This window comes from Streptomyces antioxidans (genome assembly GCF_000968685.2).
Classification (GTDB): Bacteria; Actinomycetota; Actinomycetes; order Streptomycetales; family Streptomycetaceae; genus Streptomyces; species Streptomyces antioxidans.
Genome location: NZ_LAKD02000011.1, coordinates 144,770 through 169,571 on the forward strand (window position 1 = coordinate 144,770; position 24,802 = coordinate 169,571).

General features: G+C 71.6%; 27 protein-coding genes. 18 read left to right on the plus strand and 9 right to left on the minus strand.

The features are described from left to right. The first annotated feature begins 283 nt into the window (after window positions 1–283). From VT50_RS06665 to VT50_RS06680, 4 genes are all read left to right on the plus strand, one after another. A complete protein-coding gene (locus VT50_RS06665) occupies window positions 284–1,084 on the plus strand; it encodes an ABC transporter permease (protein WP_046083962.1) in 801 nt (266 codons plus the stop codon). A 46-nt stretch (window positions 1,085–1,130) separates the two neighbouring features. Next, the gene (locus VT50_RS06670) at window positions 1,131–1,895 is read left to right on the plus strand and encodes an ABC transporter permease (RefSeq protein WP_240529069.1); all 765 of its coding nucleotides are present in this window, start codon (window positions 1,131–1,133) and stop codon (window positions 1,893–1,895) included. 58 nt (window positions 1,896–1,953) lie between these two features. Further along, window positions 1,954–2,943, plus strand: coding sequence for an ABC transporter ATP-binding protein (locus VT50_RS06675; protein WP_206269356.1), 990 nt, complete (start codon window positions 1,954–1,956; stop codon window positions 2,941–2,943). 86 nt (window positions 2,944–3,029) lie between these two features. Further along, window positions 3,030–3,821: a DUF1707 SHOCT-like domain-containing protein gene (locus tag VT50_RS06680; protein WP_063893160.1), complete on the plus strand. Its 792-nt coding sequence runs from the start codon at window positions 3,030–3,032 to the stop codon at window positions 3,819–3,821. 141 nt (window positions 3,822–3,962) lie between these two features. Here the strand turns inward: VT50_RS06680 and VT50_RS06685 are convergent, their stop codons facing one another. Further along, on the minus strand, window positions 3,963–5,273 hold the full coding sequence (locus tag VT50_RS06685) for an SGNH/GDSL hydrolase family protein (RefSeq protein WP_046083959.1): 1,311 nt from the start codon (window positions 5,271–5,273) through the stop codon (window positions 3,963–3,965). 277 nt (window positions 5,274–5,550) lie between these two features. Here VT50_RS06685 and VT50_RS06690 point away from each other — a divergent pair, with 277 nt between their 5' ends. The 5 genes from VT50_RS06690 (at window position 5,551) to VT50_RS06710 (ending at window position 10,048) form a co-directional block, all read left to right on the plus strand. Continuing rightward, window positions 5,551–6,873, plus strand: a complete 1,323-nt coding sequence (locus tag VT50_RS06690; protein WP_046083958.1) for a DUF445 domain-containing protein — start codon at window positions 5,551–5,553, stop codon at window positions 6,871–6,873. 119 nt (window positions 6,874–6,992) lie between these two features. Further along, window positions 6,993–7,781: a class E sortase gene (locus VT50_RS06695; RefSeq protein WP_046083957.1), complete on the plus strand. Its 789-nt coding sequence runs from the start codon at window positions 6,993–6,995 to the stop codon at window positions 7,779–7,781. A 46-nt stretch (window positions 7,782–7,827) separates the two neighbouring features. Further along, on the plus strand, window positions 7,828–8,148 hold the full coding sequence (locus VT50_RS06700; protein WP_046083977.1) for a DUF6412 domain-containing protein: 321 nt from the start codon (window positions 7,828–7,830) through the stop codon (window positions 8,146–8,148). 202 nt (window positions 8,149–8,350) lie between these two features. Next, window positions 8,351–9,010, plus strand: coding sequence for a YidC/Oxa1 family membrane protein insertase (locus VT50_RS06705; RefSeq protein WP_046083956.1), 660 nt, complete (start codon window positions 8,351–8,353; stop codon window positions 9,008–9,010). A gap of 174 nt (window positions 9,011–9,184) precedes the next feature. Further along, window positions 9,185–10,048 carry a fumarylacetoacetate hydrolase family protein gene (locus VT50_RS06710; protein ID WP_046083955.1) on the plus strand — a complete coding sequence of 288 codons (864 nt, stop codon included), beginning with the start codon at window positions 9,185–9,187 and terminating at the stop codon, window positions 10,046–10,048. Between the two features lie 91 nt (window positions 10,049–10,139). Here the strand turns inward: VT50_RS06710 and VT50_RS06715 are convergent, their stop codons facing one another. Both VT50_RS06715 and VT50_RS06720 read right to left on the minus strand, forming a co-directional pair. After that, entirely contained in the window at window positions 10,140–10,628 is a 489-nt protein-coding gene (locus VT50_RS06715) for a heme-degrading domain-containing protein (protein ID WP_046083954.1), read from the minus strand. Beyond that, window positions 10,625–11,728 carry a Gfo/Idh/MocA family oxidoreductase gene (locus VT50_RS06720; RefSeq protein WP_046083953.1) on the minus strand — a complete coding sequence of 368 codons (1,104 nt, stop codon included), beginning with the start codon at window positions 11,726–11,728 and terminating at the stop codon, window positions 10,625–10,627. The genes VT50_RS06715 and VT50_RS06720 overlap by 4 nt, the downstream gene beginning before the upstream one ends. A gap of 67 nt (window positions 11,729–11,795) precedes the next feature. Here VT50_RS06720 and VT50_RS06725 point away from each other — a divergent pair, with 67 nt between their 5' ends. Together VT50_RS06725 and VT50_RS40930 are read left to right on the plus strand one after the other, a co-directional pair. Next, window positions 11,796–12,947 (plus strand): ROK family transcriptional regulator, encoded by a 1,152-nt coding sequence (locus VT50_RS06725; protein WP_046083952.1) that lies wholly within the window; start codon window positions 11,796–11,798, stop codon window positions 12,945–12,947. A 117-nt stretch (window positions 12,948–13,064) separates the two neighbouring features. Continuing rightward, window positions 13,065–14,480, plus strand: a complete 1,416-nt coding sequence (locus tag VT50_RS40930) for a hypothetical protein (protein WP_053048390.1) — start codon at window positions 13,065–13,067, stop codon at window positions 14,478–14,480. 55 nt (window positions 14,481–14,535) lie between these two features. On the opposite strand, the gene VT50_RS06745 is transcribed toward VT50_RS40930, so the two are convergent. After that, window positions 14,536–14,724 (minus strand): antitoxin, encoded by a 189-nt coding sequence (locus tag VT50_RS06745; protein WP_046083951.1) that lies wholly within the window; start codon window positions 14,722–14,724, stop codon window positions 14,536–14,538. Between the two features lie 224 nt (window positions 14,725–14,948). Between VT50_RS06745 and VT50_RS06750 the strand changes: the two genes are divergently transcribed. The 4 genes from VT50_RS06750 (at window position 14,949) to VT50_RS06765 (ending at window position 18,426) form a co-directional block, all read left to right on the plus strand. Further along, window positions 14,949–15,731: an HAD-IIA family hydrolase gene (locus VT50_RS06750; protein WP_046083950.1), complete on the plus strand. Its 783-nt coding sequence runs from the start codon at window positions 14,949–14,951 to the stop codon at window positions 15,729–15,731. Between the two features lie 125 nt (window positions 15,732–15,856). Beyond that, window positions 15,857–16,402 carry a hypothetical protein gene (locus tag VT50_RS06755; RefSeq protein ID WP_046083949.1) on the plus strand — a complete coding sequence of 182 codons (546 nt, stop codon included), beginning with the start codon at window positions 15,857–15,859 and terminating at the stop codon, window positions 16,400–16,402. A 62-nt stretch (window positions 16,403–16,464) separates the two neighbouring features. Then, complete coding sequence (locus VT50_RS06760; protein ID WP_046083948.1) at window positions 16,465–17,172, plus strand: class F sortase; 708 nt, start codon at window positions 16,465–16,467, stop codon at window positions 17,170–17,172. A 171-nt stretch (window positions 17,173–17,343) separates the two neighbouring features. Next, complete coding sequence (locus VT50_RS06765) at window positions 17,344–18,426, plus strand: glycoside hydrolase family 6 protein (protein ID WP_046083947.1); 1,083 nt, start codon at window positions 17,344–17,346, stop codon at window positions 18,424–18,426. 61 nt (window positions 18,427–18,487) lie between these two features. Here the strand turns inward: VT50_RS06765 and glxA are convergent, their stop codons facing one another. From glxA to VT50_RS06780, 3 genes are all read right to left on the minus strand, one after another. Further along, window positions 18,488–20,440: a radical copper oxidase GlxA gene (gene glxA, locus VT50_RS06770; protein ID WP_046083946.1), complete on the minus strand. Its 1,953-nt coding sequence runs from the start codon at window positions 20,438–20,440 to the stop codon at window positions 18,488–18,490. A 214-nt stretch (window positions 20,441–20,654) separates the two neighbouring features. Continuing rightward, window positions 20,655–21,335 carry a FadR/GntR family transcriptional regulator gene (locus VT50_RS06775; RefSeq protein ID WP_046083945.1) on the minus strand — a complete coding sequence of 227 codons (681 nt, stop codon included), beginning with the start codon at window positions 21,333–21,335 and terminating at the stop codon, window positions 20,655–20,657. Window positions 21,336–21,440: 105 nt separating this feature from the next. Further along, entirely contained in the window at window positions 21,441–21,797 is a 357-nt protein-coding gene (locus VT50_RS06780; protein WP_046083944.1) for a hypothetical protein, read from the minus strand. Window positions 21,798–21,950: 153 nt separating this feature from the next. On the opposite strand from VT50_RS06780, the gene VT50_RS06785 reads away from it, so the two are divergent. Beyond that, the gene (locus VT50_RS06785; RefSeq protein WP_046083943.1) at window positions 21,951–22,544 is read left to right on the plus strand and encodes a lytic polysaccharide monooxygenase auxiliary activity family 9 protein; all 594 of its coding nucleotides are present in this window, start codon (window positions 21,951–21,953) and stop codon (window positions 22,542–22,544) included. Window positions 22,545–22,595: 51 nt separating this feature from the next. Here VT50_RS06785 and VT50_RS06790 read toward each other — a convergent pair whose 3' ends face one another. Together VT50_RS06790 and VT50_RS06795 are read right to left on the minus strand one after the other, a co-directional pair. Continuing rightward, a complete protein-coding gene (locus VT50_RS06790) occupies window positions 22,596–22,805 on the minus strand; it encodes a DUF397 domain-containing protein (protein WP_046083942.1) in 210 nt (69 codons plus the stop codon). Continuing rightward, the gene (locus VT50_RS06795; RefSeq protein ID WP_046083941.1) at window positions 22,802–23,707 is read right to left on the minus strand and encodes a DUF5753 domain-containing protein; all 906 of its coding nucleotides are present in this window, start codon (window positions 23,705–23,707) and stop codon (window positions 22,802–22,804) included. Before VT50_RS06795 ends, VT50_RS06790 begins: the two co-directional genes overlap by 4 nt. Before the next feature lie 154 nt (window positions 23,708–23,861). On the opposite strand from VT50_RS06795, the gene VT50_RS06800 reads away from it, so the two are divergent. Both VT50_RS06800 and VT50_RS06805 read left to right on the plus strand, forming a co-directional pair. Beyond that, complete coding sequence (locus VT50_RS06800; protein ID WP_046083940.1) at window positions 23,862–24,263, plus strand: ATP-binding protein; 402 nt, start codon at window positions 23,862–23,864, stop codon at window positions 24,261–24,263. A gap of 41 nt (window positions 24,264–24,304) precedes the next feature. Next, a complete protein-coding gene (locus VT50_RS06805) occupies window positions 24,305–24,700 on the plus strand; it encodes a hypothetical protein (protein WP_046083939.1) in 396 nt (131 codons plus the stop codon). Window positions 24,701–24,802: the final 102 nt, after the last annotated feature.

Genomic DNA, 24,802 nt, shown 5'->3' on the forward strand with positions numbered 1-24,802 from the left:
GGTTGCGCGGCGGCGGGATCGTGCGCGGTCGGGCGATTCGCGTCGTACGCCCGATAAAACACTGTCGCATCATCCGTTCCGGGCCGAGGACCAGGCGCGCACCCGTGACTGGTCTGTGACCGGTCGAATGGATGATTCCGCTCGCACCGTCCGGTGAATAATGCCTGGCCGTCTCTTCCGTCGCCCCACTAGGCTCCGGATTTTGGCGCCGTTCGGGGCGGTGCGGTCGGGGCGGGGCGGCGGGCCGGTCGGGCCCTGCGGTCGGGGAGGGAGGCACGGTCGGATGCGGCTGTACGCGGCCGTCGCGGTCAGCGGGTTCAAACGCTACGCGACGTATCGGGTCGCCACGGTGGCCGGGGTCTTCACCAACACGGTCTTCGGTTTCATCCTCGCGTACACCTACGCCGCGCTGTGGGACGAGCGGCCGCACCTCGGCGGCTATGACCTCGCCCAGGCGCTCACCTTCGTCTGGCTCGGCCAGGCGCTGCTGGCGGCCGTCGGGCTGCTGGGCGGCGGCTTCGAGGAGGAGTTGCAGGAGCGGATCCGCTCCGGTGACATCGCCGTGGACCTCTACCGCCCCGTCGACCTCCAGACCTGGTGGCTGTCCGCCGAGCTCGGCCGGGCGCTGTTCCAGCTGCTGGGGCGCGGCGTGGTGCCGATGGCGGTCGGGGCGCTGGTCTTCGAACTCCGCATGCCCGTCTCGCCGTTGACGTGGGCGTGGTTCCTGCTGGCCGTGGCGCTCGCGGTGTGCGTCGGCTTCGCGGTGCGCTACCTGGTGTCGCTCGCCTCCTTCTGGCTGCTCGACGGGACGGGGCTCTCCATGCTGAGCGGGCTGCTGTGCCTGTTCTTCTCCGGGATGATCCTGCCGCTCAACGTCTTCCCCGGGCAGCTGGGCGTTATCGCCCGCGCGCTGCCCTGGGCGGCGATGCTCCAGGTGCCCGCCGATGTCTTCCTGGAGGAGCACCGAGGCTCGGGGCTGCTGGCGGCCTTCGCCTTCCAGGCGGGGTGGGCGGTGGCGCTGCTGGCGGCCGGGCGGGCGCTCCAAGCGGTGGCGACCCGGAAGGTGGTGGTCCAGGGTGGCTGAGTCCGCCGTGTTCAACGGGCTCCGGGCCTACGGCCTGATCGTCGGGATGTGGGTGCGCTCCACGATGGCGTACCGCACATCGTTCCTGATCATGACGCTGGGGAACTTCCTCGCCACCGGGCTGGACTTCGTGGCGATCGTGCTGATGTTCACCCACATCGGGGAACTGGGCGGCTACACCCTGGACGAGGTCGCCTTCCTCTACGGCACCACCAGCGTCGCCTTCGGCCTCGCCGATCTCGTGCTGGGCAGCACGGGCCGGCTGGGCCAGCGGGTGCGCGACGGCACGTTGGACACCCTGCTGGTGCGGCCGGTGCCGATACTCGCCCAGGTGGCCGCCGACCGCTTCGCGCTGCGGCGGCTGGGCCGGATCACCCAGGGCGCGGTGCTGCTCGGCTGGTCGCTGGCCCGGCTGGACATCGACTGGACGGTGGACCGGGTGCTGCTGATGCCGGTGATGCTGCTGAGCGGGGGCGCCATCTTCGGGGCGCTGTTCGTGCTCGGCGGCGCCTTCCAGTTCTGGGCCAAGGACGCCTCCGAGGTGCAGAACGCCTTCACCTTCGGCGGGACCACGCTGCTGGAGTACCCGCCGACGGTCTTCGGCAAGGAGCTGCTGCGGGGCGTCACCTTCGTCATCCCGCTGGCCTTCGTCAACTGGCTCCCGGCGCTGCACATCCTGGGCCGCCCCGCTCCGCTGGGGCTCCCGGCCTGGACCGGCTTCGCGGCGCCGCTGGTCGCGTGCGGCTGCTGTGCGGTGGCGGGGTTGGCGTGGCGGGCGGGGCTGCGGGCGTATCAGAGCACGGGGAGTTGAGGGGATGGCCGTGGGGAATGGCGGCGGGGATGCCGTGGCGAATGGCACGAGGAGCGCCATGGACGGTCCGGTGGACGACCTGATCGAGCTCGACGGCGTCGAGAAGGTGTTCCAGGTGCGGCGCAAGGCCGGGCTGATGCGCCGTGAGCGCCGCGAGGTGCGGGCCGTCGACGGCATCAGCTTCCGGGTGCCGCGCGGCGAGATGGTGGGCTACATCGGCCCGAACGGCGCCGGGAAGTCCACCACCATCAAGATGCTGACCGGGATCCTGGTGCCCAGCGGCGGACGGCTCAGGGTCGCCGGAATCGACCCCTCCAGGGAGCGGACGAGGCTTGCGCGCCGGATCGGGGTGGTCTTCGGGCAGCGCACCACCCTGTGGTGGGATCTGCCGCTGCGCGACTCGTACGCGCTGGTGCGGCGGATGTACCGGATCCCCGACGACCGCTACCGGCACAACCTGGACCGCTGTGTGGAACTGCTCAACCTCGGCGCGCTGTTGGACGTGCCGGTGCGTCAGCTCTCGCTCGGCCAGCGGATGCGCGGCGACATCGCGGCCGCCCTGCTGCACGACCCCGAGGTGCTCTACCTCGACGAGCCGACGATCGGGCTCGATGTGGTCAGCAAGGCGAAGGTGCGGGAGTTCCTGCGCGATGTGAACGCGGAGCAGGGCACCACGGTGCTGCTCACCACCCACGACCTGACCGATATCGAGCTGCTGTGCAAGCGGGTGATGGTCATCGACCACGGTCGGCTGGTGTACGACGGCGGGCTGGACGGGCTGCACGCGGTGGGGGAGAGCGAGCGCACCCTCGTGGTCGACCTGGAGCGGGAACTGCCGCCCATCGAGGTGCCCGGCGCCCGCACGGTGCGGGTCGAGGGGCCCCGGCAGTGGCTGGCGTTCCCGGCGACCAGCAGCGCGGCGCCGATCGTCGCGGCGGTCGCCGACGGCTGTCCGCTGGTGGACCTCTCGGTGCGCGAGCCCGAGATCGAGGACGTCATCGCGCGGATGCTGCACGGGGCGGAGGACGGGGTGGGGCGGACTCCGTGAGAGCGGGTGGGGCACGGTGTGCGGGAGCGGCGAGGGCACGGTGTGGGAGTGGGGCCAGGGCCGATGCCCACCATTAGTCTGTCCGTATGACAAGTGCTGGTGCTTCCCAGGGAGCGAGCCCCGACCTCCCGGACCCGGCCGCGATGCGGGCTTCGGACGCCGAGCGTGACCGGATCGCCGAGGTCCTCCGCGAAGCGGTCGCCGAAGGCCGCCTGGACATGGAGGAGTTCGAGGAGCGGCTGAGCGCGGCCTACGCGGCGCGCACCCATGGCGAGCTGGAGCCGCTGGTACGGGACCTCCCGGTGCCCGGCAGCGCCGCCCCGGCCCCGCCGTCCCCCGCCGACCGCACCGGCTGGTCCGAGCGGATCGGCTTCGCCCCGACCTCGAAGTGGGCCGTGGCGATCATGGGCGGCTTCCAGCGCAAGGGGACCTGGACCGCTCCGCGTTCCTTCACCGCCTTCGCCCTCATGGGCGGCGGTGAGATCGATCTGCGCGAGGCCCGGTTCGAGGGCCGCGACGTGGTGATCCGCTGCTTCGCCCTCATGGGCGGGGTGGAGATCACCGTCCCGCCGGACCTGGAGACGCATGTCAACGGCATCGGTCTCATGGGCGGTTTCGACCACACCGGTTCCGCCGACGGGGATCCCACCGGCCCCCGGGTGACCGTCACCGGCCTCGCGATCTTCGGCGGGGTCAGCGTCGAGCGCAAGCTCCGCAAGGAGGAGCACCGGCGCATGAAGGAGGAGCGCCGCCGACTGAGGGCCGAGCGCCGGGAGGAAGTGCGCGCAGAACGCCGGGAACTGCGGAGCGCACGGCGTGAGGAACGCCGCGGGGAGCGACGGCCGTCCCTGGAGAAGGACCGCCGCCGAGAGGACTAGACCCCGGCGAGTCCGCTCCCCACCCCGCCCCTCCCCACAACTGGCACTCCGCCCCAGCTCCCGGGGGTCCAGGGGCGGGGCCCCTGGGAGCGGGAAGGGGCGGGCAGGGGAGAGGCAACGGTAGGTGGGGTGCCGGGTCCTCTAGAGCTCGGCTGCCGCGCGGCCCCGCAGGTGGTCCAGGTCCAGCGCCCGCGCCATCGCGCGGTAGCCGTTGTCGCTGGGGTGCAGATGGTCGCCCGAGTCGAAGACGGGGCGCAGCCGCAGCGGGCTGATCGGGTCGCGCAGCGCCTTGTCGAAGTCCACGACCTCGTCGAAGACCTGCCCGGCGCGGATCCGCGCGTTGACCTGCTCGCGCACGGCGTCCAGCCGGGGGGTGTAGCCGCGGTGCCCGTAGAAGGGCGTCAGGGTGGCTCCGATGACCCGCAGACCACGGGCGTGGGCCTGCTCGGTCAGCCGCTTCAGACCCCACACGATCCGCTTGGGGTCGGTCTGATGGGGGATGCGGAGTATGTCGTTGACGCCCAGCTCGATGATCACGGCCTTGACGCCCGTACGGGACAGTACGTCGCGGTCGAAGCGGGACAGCCCGCTGGGGTTGTTGGGCGGGAACTGCGTGCCGTCGCTGAGTACGCGGTTCCCGCTGATGCCCTGGTTGAGCACGCCGAACCGGGGCGCCCCGGGCTCGCTGCGCAGCCGCTCGGAGAGGAAGTCGGTCCACCGGTGGTTGGCCCCGGCCGTGGACGTGATGCCGTCGGTGATCGAGTCGCCCAGCACCGCGACCGCGCCCTCGGCCTGCTTGGACCACACGTCCACGCCGGTCAGATAGCGCCAGTACGGGCTCTGCTGGGTGTAGGCGGCGCCCGCCGTGTCCTCCGTACGGTCGCCACGCGCCATGTACGACGTCTGGCGGGCGTGCGGATGGTAGGTCACGGACCCGGCCGCCCGCGGGGTGTAGGTGGTGACCAGCAGATCGGCCGCGTCCGGGACGGCGAGCCGCACCGGGTCGCTGGTGGCCGCCTTACCGGGCGGGATCGTCAGCCAGGTGCGGTTGTCGAAGGTGAGACGGCGCATGGTGCCCGCGGCCGCGGTGGGGTTGCTGGGCGCCGCGGCCAGCGCCACCGAGGCATGCGTGATCGTCAGCGGACGGCTGCTGTAGAAGTTCGAGAGCTGGATCCGGGTGCTGGTGCCGCCGATGCTGGTGTGCACCACGTTCCGTATCGACATGCCCGAGAGGCTGCCGCGCAGCGGCCTCGGCTCGGCGGCGGCGGCCGAGGACGACCAGGTGCCCACCCAGGCACCGGCCGAGGCCGGGGCGGCCGAGCCGCGGGCCCCCTGCGCCCGGGGGTCCGAACCGTCCTCGTCGCCACCGAGCCCGATGAATATCGCGGTGGAGACGAGGACCACCACGGCCGCCAGCGCGGCGAGCAGGGCATACCCCGTGCGTCTGGGCATTGGGGGCACGCTCATGGGCGGGTTGTCTCCTCGGGCAGACGGAGCCCGAGGCTCCGGAAGTGGACGGGAACGGCGGGTGGTATCCGGCAAAGCCGATGCGGTCCGGTCGGTCTCCCATGATCCCATGGTCGGACCCGGCTCCGCCCGTCGGCCTCCCCCCAATGCGCTGGGTCGCTCCCCCAGACAGACGACGGGAACTCACCGTTCGTTCCACTCATGGGCGACCGAGACCGGAAAGAGACAATGCGGGGGGAGACGGGCCGACCAGGTGGAGCGTATGGAGCGAAGAACGACTGGTGAGACGGCGGCTCCGCCGCCCCGGGGCACGGCTGTGCCCTTCGTCACGGACAACCCCCTCGACGCGGAACGGCGGCGCGGGGTACGCCGGATGAAGGCGTTCGCCACCGGACTACTGCTCGGCGTCGCACTGGTGTACGTGCTCGCCACCTGGGCGCGGTCCTCCGGCATCGGCGGCTGGCCCGGCTATGTGGCGGCGGCCGCGGAGGCGGGCATGGTGGGCGCCCTGGCCGACTGGTTCGCGGTCACCGCGCTCTTCCGGCGGCCCATGGGGCTGCCCATCCCCCATACGGCGATCATCCCCACCAAGAAGGACCAGCTCGGGGTCAGCCTGGGGGAGTTCGTCGGGGAGAACTTCCTCTCCGGCGACGTCGTACGGATGCGGCTGCGCGCGGTCGGCATCGGCAGTCGGCTCGGCACCTGGCTCGCCGAGCCCGAGCACGCCGACCGGGTGACCGCCGAACTGGCCACCGCGCTGCGCGGCGCGCTCACGGTGCTGCGCGACTCCGATGTGCAGGCGGTGGTGGGCGAGGCGATCACCCGCCGGGCCGACAGCCAGGAGATCGCGCCGGGCCTGGGCAAGCTGCTGGAGCGGGTGGTCGCGGACGGCGGCCACCACCGCGCCGTTGACCTGGTGTGCCTGCGCGCCCACGACTGGCTGGTGGAGCACAACGACTCGGTGATGCACGCGGTGACCGGCGGCGCCCCGGGCTGGACGCCGCGGTTCGTGGACCGCAAGGTCGGCGAGCGCGTCTACAAGGAACTGCTGCGCTTCGTCACCGAGATGCGCGATATGCCGGACCATCCGGCGCGCGGCGCCCTGGACCGCTTCCTCACCGACTTCGCCGGGGACCTGCAGTCCGACACCGACACCCGGCTGCGGGTGGAACGGGTGAAGAGCGAGGTGCTGGGGCGCGGTGACGTCCAGGACCTCATCGCCTCGGCCTGGGCCTCGGTGCGGGCGATGATCGTCGCGGCGGCCGAGGACGAGCGCAGCGAGCTGCGGCAGCGGGCGCGGGCGGCGATTCTGTCCCTGGGCAGGCGGATGGTGACGGACCGACGGCTGCGGGACAAGATCGACGGCTGGCTGGAGGACGCCGCCGTCTATGTGGTGCGGACGTATCGGGACGAGATCACCTCGCTGATCACCGAGACGGTGGCGAGCTGGGACGCGGGCCACACCTCGCGGAAGATCGAGGCACACATCGGCCGGGATCTGCAGTTCATCCGGATCAACGGCACGGTGGTGGGTGCCCTGGCCGGGCTGGTCATCTATACGGTCTCGCGGGCGCTGGGCGGATAGTGCGCGGGTGACGGGCGGTTAGGTCACGGGCGACTGGGTGGTCAGTCGGTTCGTGACGGCGGGCGGATCGCCGCGCCACGGCTCTGGAAGGTGCACGCGGTCTGGCCTATGGTGCGCGCGTGCGACGTCGTGGAGGGCGTGCCGTGCTCGCCCGGGGGCTGTGGACGGCCGCTGAACTCGCCGTCACCCTCGGGGTCGTGGTGCTGCTCTTCGTCGTCCACCAGCTGTGGTGGACCAACCGGCAGGCGCGGGCGGGCGCACGGCACGAGGTGTCGGTGCTGGAACGGCGGTGGCAGGACGGGGCCGAGGAGTCCGCGACGCCGACGCCGGGGGCGGCCGGATCCTCCGACTCCGCTCCGGGGGGCGGAGGCGGTCGCGACCGCGGCCATGATCCGTCGACCGGGACCGGGACCGGGACCGGGCCTCAAGGGCCGCGCCAGGACCAGGCGTACGCGGTGCTCCGGATCCCGCGTATCGGCCTTACGGTGCCCATCGCCGAGGGCATCAGCCGCGCGGCGGTGCTCAACAAGGGCTATGTGGGCCACTATCCGCGCACCGCCCAGCCTGGCCGGGCGGGGAACGCCGCCCTCGCGGGCCACCGCAACACCCACGGCGAGCCCTTCCGGCAGTTGGACGAGGTGCGCCCGGGCGACACCGTGCGCATCGACACCGCCGACGCCCGCTACACGTATGTGATCGAGCGCACCCTGCCGCGCACCTCGCCCGCCGACGGCACGGTGATCGCGCGGGTGCCGTACAGCTCCGCCCACCCCCGATACCGCTACACCGAGCCGGGTTACTACCTCACGCTGACGACCTGCACCCCCGAATTCACCTCCCGCTACCGCCTGGTGGTCTGGGCCCGGCTGAGGACGGCCGCCCCACGGGATGTCGGAGGGGGCCATTAGACTGGCGGAGCCAGGAAGGGAGACCGGCCGGGAAGGGGGCGTGACGGTGTCGCGACGACTCGAAGCGCTGTGGGCGCATCTGGGCGTCTGCCTGTTCCTGCTGACCGGGGTCCTGCTGGCGCAGAGCGGTGTGGTCAGCGCCGTCGCCCTCGCCGCCACCGTAGCGACCACGACCACCGTGGCCGCCGCGCTGGCCCTGTGCGCGATCCTCGCCTCCCGCGGCCGAATACCCGTCCCCGCGGGGCGGATTCGCACCGCGATACGGGACCGGGAGCGCCGTACGGCGTTCCTGCCGCAGCGGGATCCCGATGCCGCCGGACGCCCGAGGCCCCGAGCACCAGGCCGTCGCCTGCCGACGGCCGCGTAGGCGCATCCCCACCGGATCCCTATCGCTTCCCATCGCTGTACGGCGTACCTCCTCCGTACGGCGTGCTTCCAGCCTCTCCGGCAGTCGAGGGGCGGGATCCGGGGCGGGGCCCCGGAAGCTCCGGGATCCGTATGGCCGCGCCACGCGGCTCGTCACGCCGATGTTTCTCACTCCGGCACGACGAGACCCGCGGAGGGCTCCCATGTCCCTTTTCTCTTCCCTCGGCTCCCTGTTGACCACCATGGCGGACGGCCTCGATCCGCTCTTCGGCGCGTCCGCGGCGGCGGCCGCGATCGTCCTGTTCACGCTGTGCGTCCGCGCCGCGCTGCATCCCCTCGCCCGGGCCGCGGTGCGCGGCGAGAAGGCCCGGGCCGCGCTCGCGCCGAAGATCACCGAACTGGGCCGCAAGCATCGGAACGACCCGGAGCGGATGCGGCGCGCCATGGCGGAGCTCCAGACGAAGGAGGGCGCATCACCGCTCGCGGGGTGCCTGCCGACCCTCGTCCAGCTCCCGGTCTTCTTCCTCATGTACCACCTGTTCTCCACCGGCAGCGGCGCCGGAGACCTCCTCGGCCACACGCTCGCCGGGGCCCCGCTCGGTGCCCACTGGGGCGGAGTGCTCAGCGGTGGGCCCGGGCTGGTCTACCTCGGGCTCTTCGCGCTGATCGCGGCCGTGGCCACCTGGACGTATCTCCGCGCCCGTAAGGCGATCGTCCCCGGGGCGCCCGGAATGGCCCGGGTGCTGCCGCTGCTGTCGTTCGGGACCCTCGTCACCGCCGCCGTGGTCCCGCTGGCGGCGGCGCTCTACCTGGCGACCAGCACCACCTGGACGGCGGTGGAGCGCGCCCTGCTGCACCGCTGACGACGACACCGGCCGCCGTCTCACGGGTGACCGCGGCCATCCGTGAGACGGCGGTCACCCTTGAGACCGTTGTCCCAGTCCGTGAACGAGGTCTTGCGGGCTGGATGTCCCTGAAGGGAGGATCGATCGGCCGGTAGGCGCCTCGCACCGGCCTGCGACCTCGGGAGTCTTGGGATGAAACTGCTGCGAGTGGGACCGGCGGGCGCGGAACGCCCCGCGCTGCTCGATCAGAACGGCACCCTGCGCGATCTGTCCGCCCTGGTCCCGGACATCGACGGCGCCCTCCTCGCCGATGGCGCCGCCCTCGCGCGGGTGCGCGCGGCGGCGGCCGACGGGGGCGACGCGCTGCCCGCGATCGAGGACGGCGGGGTGCGGATCGGCCCGCCGCTCGGCCGTATCGGCAAGATCGTGTGCATCGGGCTGAACTACCACGACCACGCCACCGAGACCGGCGCGAGCATCCCCGAAGAGCCCATCGTCTTCATGAAGGCCCCGGACACGGTCGTCGGCCCCGAGGACACGGTCCTCGTCCCGCGCGGCAGCGTGAAGACCGACTGGGAGGTCGAGCTCGCCATCGTCATCGGCCGCACCGCCCGCTACCTCGACTCCGACGAGGCCGCCCTCGCCTCGGTCGCGGGCTATGCGATGGCCCACGACGTCTCCGAGCGCGCCTTCCAGATCGAGCGCGGCGGCCAGTGGGACAAGGGCAAGAACTGCGAGACGTTCAACCCCCTGGGCCCCTGGCTGGTCACCGCCGACGAGGTCCCCGACCCGCAGGCCCTGGGCCTGCGCCTCTGGGTCAACGGCGAGCTCCAGCAGAACGGCAGCACGGCGGACCAGATCTTCGGCGTGGCCCATGTGGTCCGCTACCTCAGCCAGTTCATGACCCTCTACCCCGGCGATGTCATCAACACCGGCACCCCGGCGGGCGTGGCCATGGGCCGCCCCGAGCCCAAGCCGTACCTGCGCGCCGGCGACGTCGTCGAGCTCGAGATCGACGGACTGGGCCGCCAGCGCCAGGAGTTCAAGGACGCCTGACGCGGGGCGAAGACGCGTGACGCGGGTGCGAAGACGCCTGACGCGGGGCGAACGGGGCCCGCCGGGGCCCCTTCACCCCGGGAACCCGGCGTCAGGCCCCGGCCGTCGACAGATAGCGCTCCAGCGCCTCCACCACCAGCGCGTGGTCCTCGGCCTGCGGCAGCCCCGAGACCGCGACCGCGCCGATGACGCCCGTGCCCGTCACATGGATCGGAAAGGCGCCCCCGTGCGCCGCGTACCGGTCGGGGTCGAGGCGCGAGGACTCCTCGAAGCTGCTGCCCTTGGCGCGGAAGCGGGTGCCGACCAGGAACGAGCTCGCCCCGTAGCGCTCCACGACCCGGCACTTGCGCTCCAGCCAGGCGTCGTTGTCCGGCGAAGTGCCCGGCAGCGCGCGGTGGAAGAGGCGCTGACCGGCCCGCTGGACGCCGATCGTCACGGCGGCGCCGCGCTCCTGGGCCAGGTCGGCGATGAGGCAGCCCAGCCGCCAGGCGTCGTCGTTGCCGAAGCGCGGCAGCCGCAGCCGGCGTTCCTGCTCCTCCAACTCTGCCACCTGCGACATCGCGTCCGTGTGCTCGCTCATGCGGGGACCTCGATCCGGACGGTGCGGCGCTCCGCCGCCGCCACCCGGGCCGCCTCCAGCACCCGCAGGGCGGCCGCGGCCTCGGCCGCGGTGACCGGCGGCGGGGTGCCGTCGCGGAGGGCGGCGGCCACGGCGGCGTAGTACGCGGGGTAGTCGCCCCGAAGGGTCTCCACCGGCACGCCGCCGCCGGTCGTCGGGGACTCTCCCGCGCCCAGTCGGCCCCAGTCGCCCTCCGGCTCGGCGCCCCATTCGACGGACGGCTCGCCGGGGCGCAGCCCGTCCCGCAGGGCGGCCTCCTGCGGGTCGAGGCCGTACTTCACATAGCCCGACTCGCTGCCCAGCACCCGGAAGCGCGGGCCGAGCTGGGCGGTGGTCGCGCTCATCCACAGATGGGAGCGGACGCCGCCGGTGTGGGTGAGGGCGATGAAGGTGTCGTCGTCGGCCCGCGCCCCGGGGCGGCGCACATCGGCCTCGGCGTAGACGGACTCGACCGGGCCGAAGAGGGTGAGCGCCTGGTCGACCAGATGGCTGCCCAGGTCGTACAGCAGCCCGCCGACCTCGGCCGGGTCGCCGGACTCCCGCCAGCCGCCCTTGAGCTGCGGCCGCCACCGCTCGAAGCGGGACTCGAAGCGCAGCACCTCGCCCAGGGCGCCCTCGGCGAGCAGCTTGCGGAGGGTGAGGAAGTCATTGTCCCAGCGGCGGTTCTGGAAGACGGTCAGCAGCAGCCCGCGGGCCCCGGCGAGCGCGGCCAGCTCCTCGGCCTGGGCGGCGGTCGCGGCCAGCGGCTTGTCCACGACGGTCGGCAGCCCGGCTTCGAGGGCGGCGCGGGCGAGCGGGACATGGGTGCGGTTCGGGGAGGCGATGACGATCAGGTCCAGCTCGTCCGCCCGCGCCCACAGCTCATCGGCGGAGTCCACGAGCCGGACATCGGGGAACTCGGCGCGCGCCTGCTGCTGCCGCTCCGGGCTGGACGTGACGATGGTGTCGAGGGCCAGCCCCTCGGTGGCCGCGATCAAGGGGGCGTGGAAGACGGATCCGGCCAGGCCGTAGCCGATCAGTCCCACTCGGGCGGTGCTGCTGCTGTCATCGGTGGCATCCATAGAGCCACTTTGGCAACAGTGTTGCCAAAGTGCAAGCGGTGCCCACAATGGAGGGGTGAACAGCACGATGTCCGGAGCGGCCGGGCCCGGAGCCAATCTGACCGCCCTACGCAGCCATAACGCCGCACTCGTCCTGCGACTGCTGCGGGACGCGGGCGAGGGCGGCGTCAGCCGGCCGGAGCTGGCCGGGCGCACCGGCCTCACCCCTCAGGCCGTCAGCAAGATCACGGCCCGGCTGAGGGCGGAGGGGCTGCTGGCGGAGGCCGGTCAGCGCGCCTCGACCGGCGGCAAACCGCCCACCGCGCTCCGGCTGGTCCCGGACGCCCGCCATGCGATCGGGCTCCAGCTCGACCGCGACGAGGTGACGGCGGTCCTGGTCGACCTCGCGGGCACCTCGGTCGCGGCCCGCTCGGCCCCCTTCGACTTCGGGGCGCCCGCGGAGAACGCGCTTGCGGCGGCCACGGCCGAGGTCAGGGCGCTGCTGGCGGACGCGGCGGCCAGCGGCGTGGTGGGCGGGGGCACCGCGGCGGGTGGCGTAGCGGCGGCAGGCGGCGTGGTGGCGGGCGGTGGGCTGCTCGGCGTCGGGGTCGCCGCGCCCGGACCGCTCGACCACGGCTCCGGTGTGCTGCACCGCGTCACCGGCTTCCCCCAGTGGGACGGTTTCCCGCTGCGCGACGCCCTCGCCGAACGGCTCGCCCTCCCCGTCGTCCTCGACAAGGACACCAACGCCGCGGCGCTCGGGCTGGTGACCGCCGGGACCGCCGAGTCGGCCGCGTATCTCCACCTGGGCACCGGCCTGGGCGCCGGTCTGGTGCTCGGCGGGGCCGTGTACCGGGGGGCCCGGACCGACGCGGGCGAGTTCGGGCACCAGGTGATACAGCTCGACGGGCCGCCCTGCGACTGCGGTAACAACGGCTGCCTGGAGGCGCTGTGCCTCGCCGCCGTCGCGCGTGGCGACCGTAAGGACGCCGCGCGGCTGCTGGGCGTCGGCGCGACCAACCTCGTACGGCTCCTCGACATCGACCGGGTGCTCCTGGGCGGCCGGATGGTGCTGGCCGACCCCGGGCCGTACGTCCGCGGTGTGGCCGCGATGATCGCCGAGGACTCCGACCGCGCCAGCCGCCCCCCGGTCTCCGTGGACGTCGTGGAGCGGGGCGAGCGGGCCGTCGTCGAGGGCGCCGCCCGGCTGGTGCTCGCGCCGCTGTTCGCACTGGGCTGATCGAGGGGATTCTGACCGCCAGTCGGGGGCAATCCGGGCCTGGTGCGGTGTGTCGGCGTGCGGACGCGGAATGTAGCGGAGCGCTCGGGGAAAACCGCAGCACAGCAGAGGTCACTCATGCGCTTGCCCACCGCACTGTCCCTACGAGCTGTCCTTCCGGCGGCCGCGCTCGCGTTCGCCCCGGCCCTCTATGGGGTCCCGGCGTACGCCGCCGAGGCCGAGCCCGCCGCCTGCGGGGACCGGAACGCCTCCGACTTCCCGATCGAAGCCCATCTGCGCGGCGGGCCCGACCAGTACGCCCTGGGCGGCGGCTGGCGCGGCTGGCACCTCGAACTGCGCAACGCCACGGACACCGGCTGCCGCGCCATCCACCCCATCGCCGTCCTGGTCGACCAGGCCCGTCAACTGCGGCCGCGCCATATCGGCTTCCAGTTCCTTGACCCCTCCGCGGACGGCGGCGCCACCTGGCGGACCGTCTCCTTCCGGACCACGGACGAGGACGAGAACATCGGGGTCTTCGAGGACCACTTCAAGGGCTTCACCGTGCCCGCGCACAAGACCGTCGACGTCCAGGTGCGCACGCGCTTCACCGCGGACGCGCCCGAGGGGCCGGTGACGGCCAACGCGATCGCCGTACAGCGGCACGCGGACGACGGCGACTGGGTGGGGCAGTCGAACGACTACGCCTTCCGCATCGGCGGGACGGGGGCGGCTACGGGGTCGGGTACGAGTGCGGGTGTGGACGCCGGTACTCCGGGCACCGGTACCGCCACCGGCACCACGGGCCCGGACGCCGGAACGCGTACGAGGGCGGCCACGCGTTCCGGCGGGCTTACGGACACCGGGACGGAGCCCGCTCCCACGGCCACTCCGAGCCGAACCTCCGAGGAGACCGCCTCGGCCTCGCCGAGCCGGAAGCCGAGCGCCACGAGAAGCCCCGGCACGACCCGTAAGGAGAGCGGCAGCCCGGCCGCGGTGCCGCCCGGCGCCGACAGCGACGTTGACGCGGACACGCAGACGGACGCCGATACGGATGCCGATACGGATGCCGATACGGATGCCGAGTCGGGCGCGGATGTCGGCGCGGACGTGGACACCGACCTCGGGGCGGACTCAAGCGCGGACGCCGATGCGGGTACGGACACGGGGACCGGCCTCGACGAGGGCCTGGACACCGACACCGACCTCGGTACGGAGACCGACCCCGGCACCGACCTCGGCACCGACACCGAGCTGGGCATGGAAACCGACGACCCTGGCGCCGAATCCGACCTGGGCACCGGGACCGACCCCACCGAATCCGACCCCGGACGCGAGCCCCAGACCGAGCCCAGCACCGGTACCGGCACCGGCACCGGCAGCGACGGCCATCACCAGGAGGGCGGCGGCCACGAGCGCCAGCACGAGCGGATGCCCGAACTCGCCGCGACGGGCCGTCACACCGCCCTGCTCGCGGGGCTCGGCGTCATCAGCGCCGCGCTCGTGACCTGCGGAACCGTCCTCGTGGTGAAGTCCCGGCGATCGAGGGTCTGACGCCCTGACACCCCGACACCGTCACATCCGGCGCACGTTCCGGCGCACGTACGAACTACTGGCCCCGGGGCCCTTCGCCCCGGCGGCGCAGTTCGTCGTCGACCTTGTCCGAGCCGGACTCGATCTGCTCCGAGTACTTGCCGCCGGTCTTCTTGTCCGCGGTCTCGGCCCCCTTACGAGCGCCCTTCCGGGCCTTGTCCGGGTTCTTGCTGATCGCGTCCTTGAGCTTGTCCATCATGCCCATCGTGGCCTCCTTACGGTCCGGCCTCACGGTCCGGCTCGTTCCACGGAGGGGCGGATTCCGCCCCCTCCCCAGGATCAGACACCTGTGCGGATCTGTCGCGCTGGGACGGGCCGCGAACGGACGGCGAACGGACCGTGCTCCGGAACACAGGGCGGCCTCCCCAGCACTTTCCCCGGTTAGGCTGAGGTCGTCGCCAGAGGCCGATTCCGAGCGGAGAGCAACCAGTGGCAGAGCGCAAGCCGATCGAGTCATGGCTCACCGACATGGACGGTGTGCTGATGCACGAGGGCATACCGGTGCCCGGTGCCGACGCCTTCATCAAGCGGCTGCGTGACTCGGACACGCCGTTCCTGGTGCTCACCAACAACTCCATCTACACCCCCCGCGACCTCCACGCCCGGCTGTCCCGGATCGGGCTCGACGTGCCGGTGACGAACATCTGGACGTCGGCGCTGGCCAGCGCCCAGTTCCTGGACGAGCAGCGCCCCGGCGGCACCGCGTATGTCATCGGGGAGGCGGGGCTGACCACCGCGCTGCACGACATCGGCTACGTCCTTACGGATGTCGAGCCCGACTATGTGGTGCTCGGCGAGACCCGTACGTACAGCTTCGAGGCGCTCACCAAGGCCATCCGGCTGATCAACGACGGGGCGCGGTTCATCGCCACCAACCCCGATGAGATCGGCCCCTCCGCGGAGGGCGCGCTGCCCGCCACCGGCTCCGTGGCCGCGCTGATCACCAAGGCGACCGGCCGCGAGCCCTACTTCGTCGGCAAGCCCAATCCGCTGATGATGCGGTCCGGGCTGAACGCGATCGGCGCCCACTCCGAGTCCAGCGCGATGATCGGCGACCGGATGGACACGGATGTGCGGGCCGGGCTGGAGGCCGGTATGGAGACCTTCCTGGTGCTCACCGGGGTCACCAGGGCGGGCGAGGTGGACCGGTATCCATACCGCCCGTCCACGGTCGTCGACTCCATCGCGGACCTCGTGGAGCGCATCGCCTGACCGGCCGGTGAGCGCTGGCATGACCGGCGGCCGGTGTGCCCGTGCCCCGGATGGCGCAGTAGGCGCCCGCAGCGGATGCGGCGCCCTGCCGGGCGCGTGAGCCTCTTGGTATCGGAGGTTTCACCATGCGCGTTGTCGCACTCACTCTCTGTACCGCAGCATGCGCCGCCGTCGCGGTGGCGTCGGCCGCCGCTCCGGCCCTCGCCGACCAGCGCCACTCCGCCACCACCACGATCCGGATCAGTCCGCGGGCCCTCGCCCCCGGTGCCGAGGTCGAGGTCTGGGCCTTTGGCTGCCCGGACCGGGTGGCCACCGCCTCGTCTCCGGTGTTCGTGGACGACGCGGAGCTGACGCCCGAGGGGGACGCGCTCTTCAGCGAGGCGACGATCCGCTCGACGGCGGCCGAAGGTGCGCACCGGGTCACCCTGGACTGCGCGGGCGGGGACGGGCGGGACGGCGCGAAAGGGGTCGCCCTCGCCGTGGAGCGCCCGCCCTCGCCCGTCGCCCCCGTCCGCGCGGGCGGGGGCGGCACCGCGCCTGACGAGGCGCGGCCACGCGATGACTTCGGCGGTGCGGAGGCGTACGGCCTGGTGCTCTCGGGCGGTACGGCCGTGGCCGTCGGCGGCCTCGCGGTCCACCGCCGCCGCCACCCCTCCCGTACCGCGGGCTGATCGCCATGGATCTGGGTGCCGAATTGGACAGAAGTGGCGGAAATGGCGGAAATGGCGGAAACATGGACGGGATCGCGCATCGCCTCTCCGGCCTCGGCCGGCTGGCCATCGGACTCGCCTGGGCGGCGCTGCTGCTGGGCCTGTGGATGTGGGGCCGGGACACGACGGAGGGGACGGGGGGCCCGGCGCCCATGACCGGGGACGTGGCCGCGGTCGGGCGGCCGTCCGCCCATCCGCTGCCCCCGGCGCACGCGCCGCTGGCCTCCGCCCGGCCGAAGCGGGTCGTGATCGAGGCGGCGGGGGTCCGCGCACCGGTCGTCGCCAGCGACCTGGACCGCGACGGGGCGGTGCAGCCGCCGCCCTTCAGCGCCCCCGGCACGGTCGGCTGGTACCGCGCGGGCCCCGAACCCGGCTCCCCGGGAGCCGCCCTGCTGGTCGGCCACCTGGACACCAAGAGCGAGCCGGCGGTCTTCCACGGGCTGGGCGACCTCAAGCGGGGGGAGCGGGTGCGGGTCGCGCGATCGGACGGGACGACGGCGGAGTTCACGGTCGAGGACGTCGAGGTGGTACCGGAGAAGCACTTCGACCCACGACGGGTGTACGGGTCGCGGTCCCATGACCGCGCGGAGCTGCGGCTGATCACATGCGGGGGCACATACGACCGCTCGACCCGGACGTACTCGGCGAACGTCGTCGTCTCGGCCTATCTGACCGGCACGACGGGCTCTTCCGGCAATGTGTCGGCGGGCGGCCGCAACGCGCCGCACTAGCGGCACTCCCGCCCGGGGTGCGGCCTGATGCGGGCGTACGGGCGAAAAGCCGGGTGAGTTGTGGATGAGGGCATGGTGGTCCGGAGTGGTGTGTAAGGATTGATTCGACCGGTCTTGTCCCGTCGGGGGAGCGTCGTGTGGACCCCGGGGTGTGTGCCCAAGGGGGAGTGGATGTACGGCAGTTGCGCCGGGCGTTCGCGTGACGCCGCCCGTACCGACGCCAGCGCGCGCGGCCGTATCCGGGTGGTCTCCGTCGCGGGGGCGCTCCTGTCGTGTGTCGCGGTCTCCGGGTGCTTCGGGGCCTCGGAGGGGGACAGCGACCACGCCTCGCTCGCCGGGCAGCCCAAGCAGCGGCCCAAGGCCACGATCCCCTATTGGGTGAATCCGAACGGCAGCGCGGCGCGCCAGCTCGCGGCGTACCGGAAGAAGGGCGACGACGGCGAGGCCAGGCTGATAGAGGAGATCGCGCAGCAGCCCGTCGCCGAGTGGCTGGGGGTGGACGACCCGGAGGGGCAGGCGCAGGGGTTCACCGCGGCCGCGGACCAGGTGAACCGGGACGCGCTGCTGGTCTTCTACAACATCCCGCACCGCGACTGCGGGCAGTACTCCAAGGGCGGCGCGGCCGACGGCGGCGCCTATCGCAGATGGCTGGACAGGGCGGTCCGGGGGATCGGCCACCGCCGGGCCACGGTCATCCTGGAGCCCGACGCGCTGCCGCATGTGGTGGACGGCTGTACGCCCAAGCGGTTCCACGAGGAGCGGTACGACTTACTGACCGGCGCTGTGGACAAGCTCACGGGGCTGCCGCGCACCAAGGTCTATCTGGACGCCGGGAACCCCCACTGGATCAAGGACCCGCGGCGGATGGTCGAGCCGCTGAAGCGCGCCGGTATCCGTAAGGCCGACGGCTTCGCGCTGAACACCTCCAACTACCAGACCACCCAGGAGAACCTGGCGTACGGCAAGCGGCTGTCCGCGCTGACCGGCGGCAAGCCCTTCGTGATCGACACCAGCCGTAACGGCAATGGCCCGGCCCCGGGGAAGGACGACCCACAGGCGTGGTGCAATCCGAAGGGCCGGGCGCTGGGCGAGAGGCCGACCGTCGACACCGGGGACAAGCGGGTCGACGCCTATCTGTGGATCAAGCGTCCGGGCGAGTCGGACGGCACCTGCAAGGGCGGTCCCACCGCGGGTCGGTGGTGGCCCCGGTACGCGCTCGATCTCGCCCGTAACGCCGACCGTAAGGACAGCTAGCCAGGGCTGGCTGTCCTGGCCTGGCTGTCTTGGCGGGAGCTGGCCGGCAGTTGAGTGGCCGTCACTTCTTCTTCGGGGCGCGCACCGGCACCTTCACCCACGCCGCCTTCGACGGCGTCCCCCGGTCATCCACGGCGTTGAGCATGTACCACCCCGGCGGCACCAGGGACGGGTCCTTCGGCAGGGTCACCGTCACCCGGCCCTTCGTCCGGGTGAAGTCAAGCGCGATCGACCGCTGCTCAACGTTGGTCACATGGGTGAAGGAGCCGGGCCGGATCAGCCGCATCTTGATGATCGCCGAGGCGCGCGAGGTCCGGTAGGTGGTCTTCCCGCCGAGCTTGACCGCCCTGGGCGCGCTGTCGGCGAGCTTCGGACGGGAGTCGCGGAAGAGGTACGGCGGGGTGTAGAGGTCGATCTGCTGCTGGAACTCGCCCGGCCTGGTGTTGGCCTTGTCGGCGAAGAGCGAGTCCGAGCCGAAGGTCATGACCCGGCCGTCCGGCAGCAGCAGCGCGCCCGAGTGGTAGTTGCGGCCCACCAGGGGGTCGGCCACCGCACGCGCGGTGTTGCTCTTCGGGCTGTAGAGCTCGGCCTTCAGCACATTGGTGGCGCCGCGGCCCCGGTAGTCGCCCGAGCCGTTCGTGGTCAGCACGGTGTCGTCGGGCAGGATCACACTGCTCGGATAGCGCACCTTCGCGTACAGTTCCGGGCCATTGCGGAACCGCGGCTTATCGGCGTGGAGATCGACGATCCGGGTCTTCGCCGTGGAGGTGGGGTCCTCGCCGACCCCGCCGCCGCCCTGCACCATGTACCGCTGGTCCTGCGCGGGCGGCAGCAGCACCGACATCGACGTCTCCAGCTCGTCCGGGGCGCTGATGCCCGGGACCACATCGAACCGATTGGTCTTCAGGTCCCAGACGCCGGGCGTGCGGCCCTTGTCGTCCGGGCCGTATCCGGCGTTGGAGCCGGTGTAGAAGATCCGGCCCTTGTCGGTCAGGAACAGTGCGGGGTAGGTCGGGAAGAAGCGCTTCTTGGGCAGGTACTTCCACTTCTTGGTCTTGGGGTCGTAGATCTCGTTCTTCCCCGGCACCACCTGGCCGATCTCGTCCAGCCCGGAGACCGCGAGCACCTTGCCGTCCCGGAGGGTGGTCAGGGTCGGGTACCAGCGGGCCTCGTTCATCGGGTCGACCGGGACGTACCGCTCGGCCTCCGGGTCGAACTCATACGCCTGCTTGATGCCCTGGAAGTCCTTCTTGTCGAACGAGAGCTTCTGCGCGATCCCGTAGAAGTTCCGCTTGTCCTTTCCCTTCAGCCCGGCGATCCGGTAATTGTCCTCGGTGCCGGTCTGGTACTTCTTTCCCTTGTGCAGCGCCTCCACATAGACCCGTGCGGTGCTCGCGGTGACGGTGACCTTCCCCTTGCGATTCTTGCGCTTCTTCGCGCGCGGGAGGAGAACCGGATCCTTGGACTCGAAGGTCTTGCCGTTCTCCTTCCCCGTGAAGCGGGTCCCGGCCGGGAGGGTCTTCGGCTTGTCGGGGCTCTCGTTGTGGACGAACATCAGTCCGCCCGCCTTCTCGACGTCGCCCTTGAGCTTCTCGTAGCGCTGGGTGCCGCCCGCCACCAGCAGCTTTCCGTCCGGGAGCTGGCTGTGCCCGGAGCAGAAGAGGTCCTTGGGGGTGGGAATGTTGGTGAAGGTGTTCTTCCCCGGGTCCCACAGGACGCTGCGGAAGGATTTGGCGGCGAAGTTCTTGGCGTTGTTCCCGGAGCCCGCCACCAGCAGTACCTTGCCGGTGTGCAGCAGGGCGGCGTGGATCGTATTGATCCGGTATTCCTCGGGGATATTGACCACATCCCAGTGGCCGTTCTCCGCCTTGTACTCCGGTTGGTCGATCTTATACGCGTGGTACTTGTCCGAGCTGAAACGGTAGAGGGCGGGGCCGTTCATCCCGGCCAGCACGAAGACAGCCGCCGCACCGATCCCGAAGCGGCGGGTGCGGCGACTCGGTCGGTACTTCACTTCTATCGTCCCCCAAGGGCGGGCTGCGTGTTCCGTTCCTCCTGGCGGACGGTCCACCGCCAGGCGATGACCGGTGCGGCTGAGGCAGCCGGGGCAAATGGTGCCTAAACGGTCCTCGCGGGACGACTGTGGCTGAAGTGGAGGGAAGAGGCGAGCGACCCGCCGAAGGCCACCGGGAAGAAAAGATGGATCCGGACCCGCGGCGGGGGCCCGTTCAGTCGCGGTGGGCCGAACGCAGTCGGGTGCGGATGTTCCCGAAGTGGTCGCGGATCGCTTCCTCGGCGCGCAGGGTGTCTCCCGAGCGGACCGACTCCAGGATCTCCCGGTGCTGCTTGCAGGTGACCCTCGGATCCGTGGGTACGTCCACGAGGTCCGTACGCACCCGGTGGAAGGCGTCCCAGAACGCCTCCAGCACCTCGCCCAGCAGCGAGTTGTCCAGGCTCCCGTAAAGCGCGGCGTGAAACGCCCGGTCCGTCTCGGCCCGTACCGAGCCCTCCGCCGCCTCCGCCTCCATCCGCCGCACGATCGCGTCCAGCTCGGCGAGATCCGCCTCCGGGATCCGCCCGGCCAGCCGCGCGATCAGCCCCGTCTCCACGGCCTCGCGGAGCTCCAGCAGCTCCAGCAGGCTGTCCTCGCCCCGGTAGTGCCCGGCGACGGTGCGGAAGATCAGCCCCTCGATCATCGGCGCCATGGACATCGGCCCGACGTACGTCCCGAAGCCGTGCCGGATCTCCACGATCCCCATCGCCTGCAGCGCCTTGAGCGCCTCCCGTACGGAGTTGCGGCTGACGCCCAGCAGCTCCATCAGTTCGGTCTCGGTGGGCAGGGGAGCGCCCGAGGGGAGCCGCTGGTCGATGATCAGCCGTTTGATGCGTTCCTGGATGTCGTTCGTCATCCCGCGCGAATGAGTATGCGAATTCGAGTGCGCCGCCACCGCCACCTCCGATCCGAACAGCTTAGCGGCGGCGGCGCGGGCAAGACGCAGGCTCGTGGAACGTCCTCAGGACGTCGCGCCCTGGCGGCCGGCCAAGGACGTCGCGGCCGTGCGGCGCTTGGACGCGAGGACGTCGACGGGGGCGCCCGCACCGCTGCCCGGCGTCTCGCGCCAGCGGTCCAGCCTGGCCACGACCTCGGTCAGGCGCCGGTCGCCGGGCCTGACGACCAGGTAGGAGAGCGATTCGTCCGGCTTCCGGTCGTCCCCGCCCCAGCGGACCACGCCGTCGAGCTCGGCGAGGATGACCGGGCCCGCGTACTCGCTGAAGTTGCCCGAGTCGGTGTCGCAGCCGGTGCCGCACACGGTCGCGGCGGCCGCGGTGGCCAGGGCGGCACCGATGGTGGATCTGAGGATCGTGGACATGGACGTACCCCTCCCGTGAAGGCTGATGAACGGTCACGAAGGGGCCCGCATCATTGGTATGGACATGACCATTGCTCCTGGCTACTCTCACACTTGGTCTAGACCGCCGTGCACGGCTCAGCGAAGCACTCCCCACGTCTTCAGGAGCGAAGCATGCGCAAGAAGATCAGCGCCGCCGTCATCGGCATCGGTCTCACGGCCATTTCCGTCCTCGCGACCGGCGGCAGCGCCTCCAGCCACGGCTACACCGACTCGCCCATCAGCCGTCAGAAGCTGTGCGCCAACGGCACGGTGACGGGCTGCGGCGACATCCAGTACGAGCCCCAGAGCGTCGAGGGTCCGAAGGGCTTCCCCTCGGGGGGTCCCGCGGACGGTTCGATCTGCGCGGGCGGCAACAGCCGGTTCTCGCAGCTCGACGACCCGCGGGGCGGCAACTGGCCCGCGACCAAGCTGACCGCCGGGCAGAGCTACACCTTCAACTGGCGGTTCACGGCCTCCCACGCGACCACGGACTTCAAGTACTACATCACCAAGAACGGCTGGAACCCCAGCCAGAAGCTGACCCGGTCGAGCCTGGACTCCCAGCCCTTCCTGACCGTTCCGTACAACGGCCAGCGTCCGCCGTCCACGCTCTCCCACTCGGGCACCATCCCGAGCGGTAAGACCGGCAGACACGTGATCCTCGCCGTATGGACCATCGCGGACACCTCGAACGCCTTCTACGCCTGCTCGGACGTCCAGTTCTGACGTCGCTGGTGTGGTGCCGTCCCGGGGCGGCACCACACCGTCGTCACACGATCAGGCGTCGAACGCGCCCGCCTTCGCGCTCCGGACGAAGGCGGCGAGCACCACCGGCACGGTGGTCAGGACGGTGCCGGGGTCGTCGCTCTCCCGCAGCCGTACGCGGCCGCCGGCCGCGCCGACCTCGACGCACTGTCCCTCGCCCACCGAGTGGGAGGACTTGCGCCAGTGGGAGCGGCGATGAGCGGTCATTGCAGAGGTGTTCATATGTGGGGCCCTCTTTCTCCTACCAGACCAGCGATGAGGGCCTTCGTCGCATCCGGGGACAGCGCGCAGTCCACGATATGGCCGAAGGCGTCGGCGAAGACGTTGACGTCGTCGACTCCTTCGACGTACGTGGGGCCGCGCAGGTTCTCCTGGGTGACCACATCCGGCATCGGGCCGGGGAAGGCCACGAGTGTGAACGCTCCCGCGTCCCCGGGGTTGGGCGCCGCGTCGATCGGCATCACCTGGAGCGTGACCGTGGGCCAGTCCGCCACGTCCAGCAGCCGCCGCAGCTGAGTGGCCATGATGCCGGGCCGGTCGGTGAACCGGCGGCGCAGCGCGGCCTCGTGGATGACGGCCCACAGCCGCAGCGGGTGGTTGGAGCGGGTGAGCACGCCCTGGCGGGCCAGGCGCACCTCGGCGAGGGCGTCGACCTCGGAGGCGGTGCGGGCCACGGCGTTCGCCGCGATGGTCTCGCGGGCGTAGTCGGCCGTCTGGAGCAGGCCGGGGACGACCAGTGAGGCGTAGTCGCGGACGCTCTCCGCGTCGCTCTCCAGCGAGATGTAGTCGGCGTAGGCGGGGCCCACGACGCCTCGATAGGTCTGCCACCAGCCGCGCTTGCCCGCGTCCTTGGCCAGTCCCTCCAGGGCTACGCGGGTGCCCGGATCGGTGATGGCGTAGGCCCTCAGCAGGGTGTCGACCTCGGTGGTGCGGATGGTCGCGTTGGCGTTCTCGATCCGGGAGAGCTTCGGCGCCGTCCAGCGACGGGCATCGGACGATCCGTTCGCAGCCGCATTGAGTGCGTCGGCCGCCGCGTCCAGTGTCATCCCCGCTTCGGCGCGCAGCTTCCGTAGCGTGGAGCCCAGGCGCCTGCGCCGAACGGTGGGCACTGGCTGGTACGACATGTCGCCAGTCTGTCGTATTGCCAACTACGCCTACCAGCCAGGCATATGCCAGTCTTGGGTGAGTGGGTCGAAACATTGCGAGTGGGACGTTCCATAGGCCAGGATCGCTAGGCGACACGGCAGTGCGTCGTGCTTTGGAGGGGCCCCGGAGCATATGGCTGAGAACATCTCACAGCGATACGAACTGCGCCTCCGTGCCCATCCGCGGATACTTGCCGACATCCGCCGTGCCGTTGGGGCGCGACTGCGGCTGTGGGGGCGCGAGGAGCTGATCAGCGCGGCGGGGATGTGCGTCACCGAGCTGCTGTCCAACGTCCACAAGCACGCGGCCTCTCCCGAATGCGTCCTCACCCTGGAGAACCTGCCGCACGGGATCCAGGCGGCGGTCAGCGACACCGAGTCCGCGCTGCCGGTGGTCAAGGAGCCGGACTTCCTCTCCGAGAGCGGCCGGGGGATGTTCCTGCTGAGCAAGACCGCCCATGGCTGGGGCACGGACCTCACCCCGACCGGCAAGACGGTCTGGTTCACCCTCCGCGCGGAAGCGGTGGAACCGTGACCGTCCGCGCCGGTAGCGTGAGGGTAGGCAGGGGGTGGGCCATGGATCCGATGACGGCGGGCGCGCTGGTCACGGCGGTGAACGCGGCGGTGTCTGGCGCGGGCGGCGAGGCCGGGCGGCAAGCCCTGGAGTCCTTCGGCGCGCTGGTCCGCAGGGTGCTGCGGCGGGGCGGGGGCGAACCGGTCGGTGCGCCCGATCCGGAGCCGGTGGTGATTCCGTACGACGATGGCGCCCGGCTGCGCGAGTTGGCCGATCTGCTGGTCGAACGGGCCCGTCAGGACCCCGAGTTCGGCCGTGACCTGGCGGCCTGGCTGCGTGCGCACGGTGCGGCGGCCGAGGAGCCGGGCGCCGTGCACAATCGCATCGGGGGCAATGCCCGTATCACCGGCCCGGTCATCCAGGCCAAGGACATCAACGGGCCGATCAGCTTCGGCTGACACCGGTCGGTGGTGGCTGACACCGGTCGGTCGCGGCTCACGCCGGCGGTCATCGGCGGTCACCCCCGGATGCCACCCCCGGATGAGGGGAGGGGGACGTCC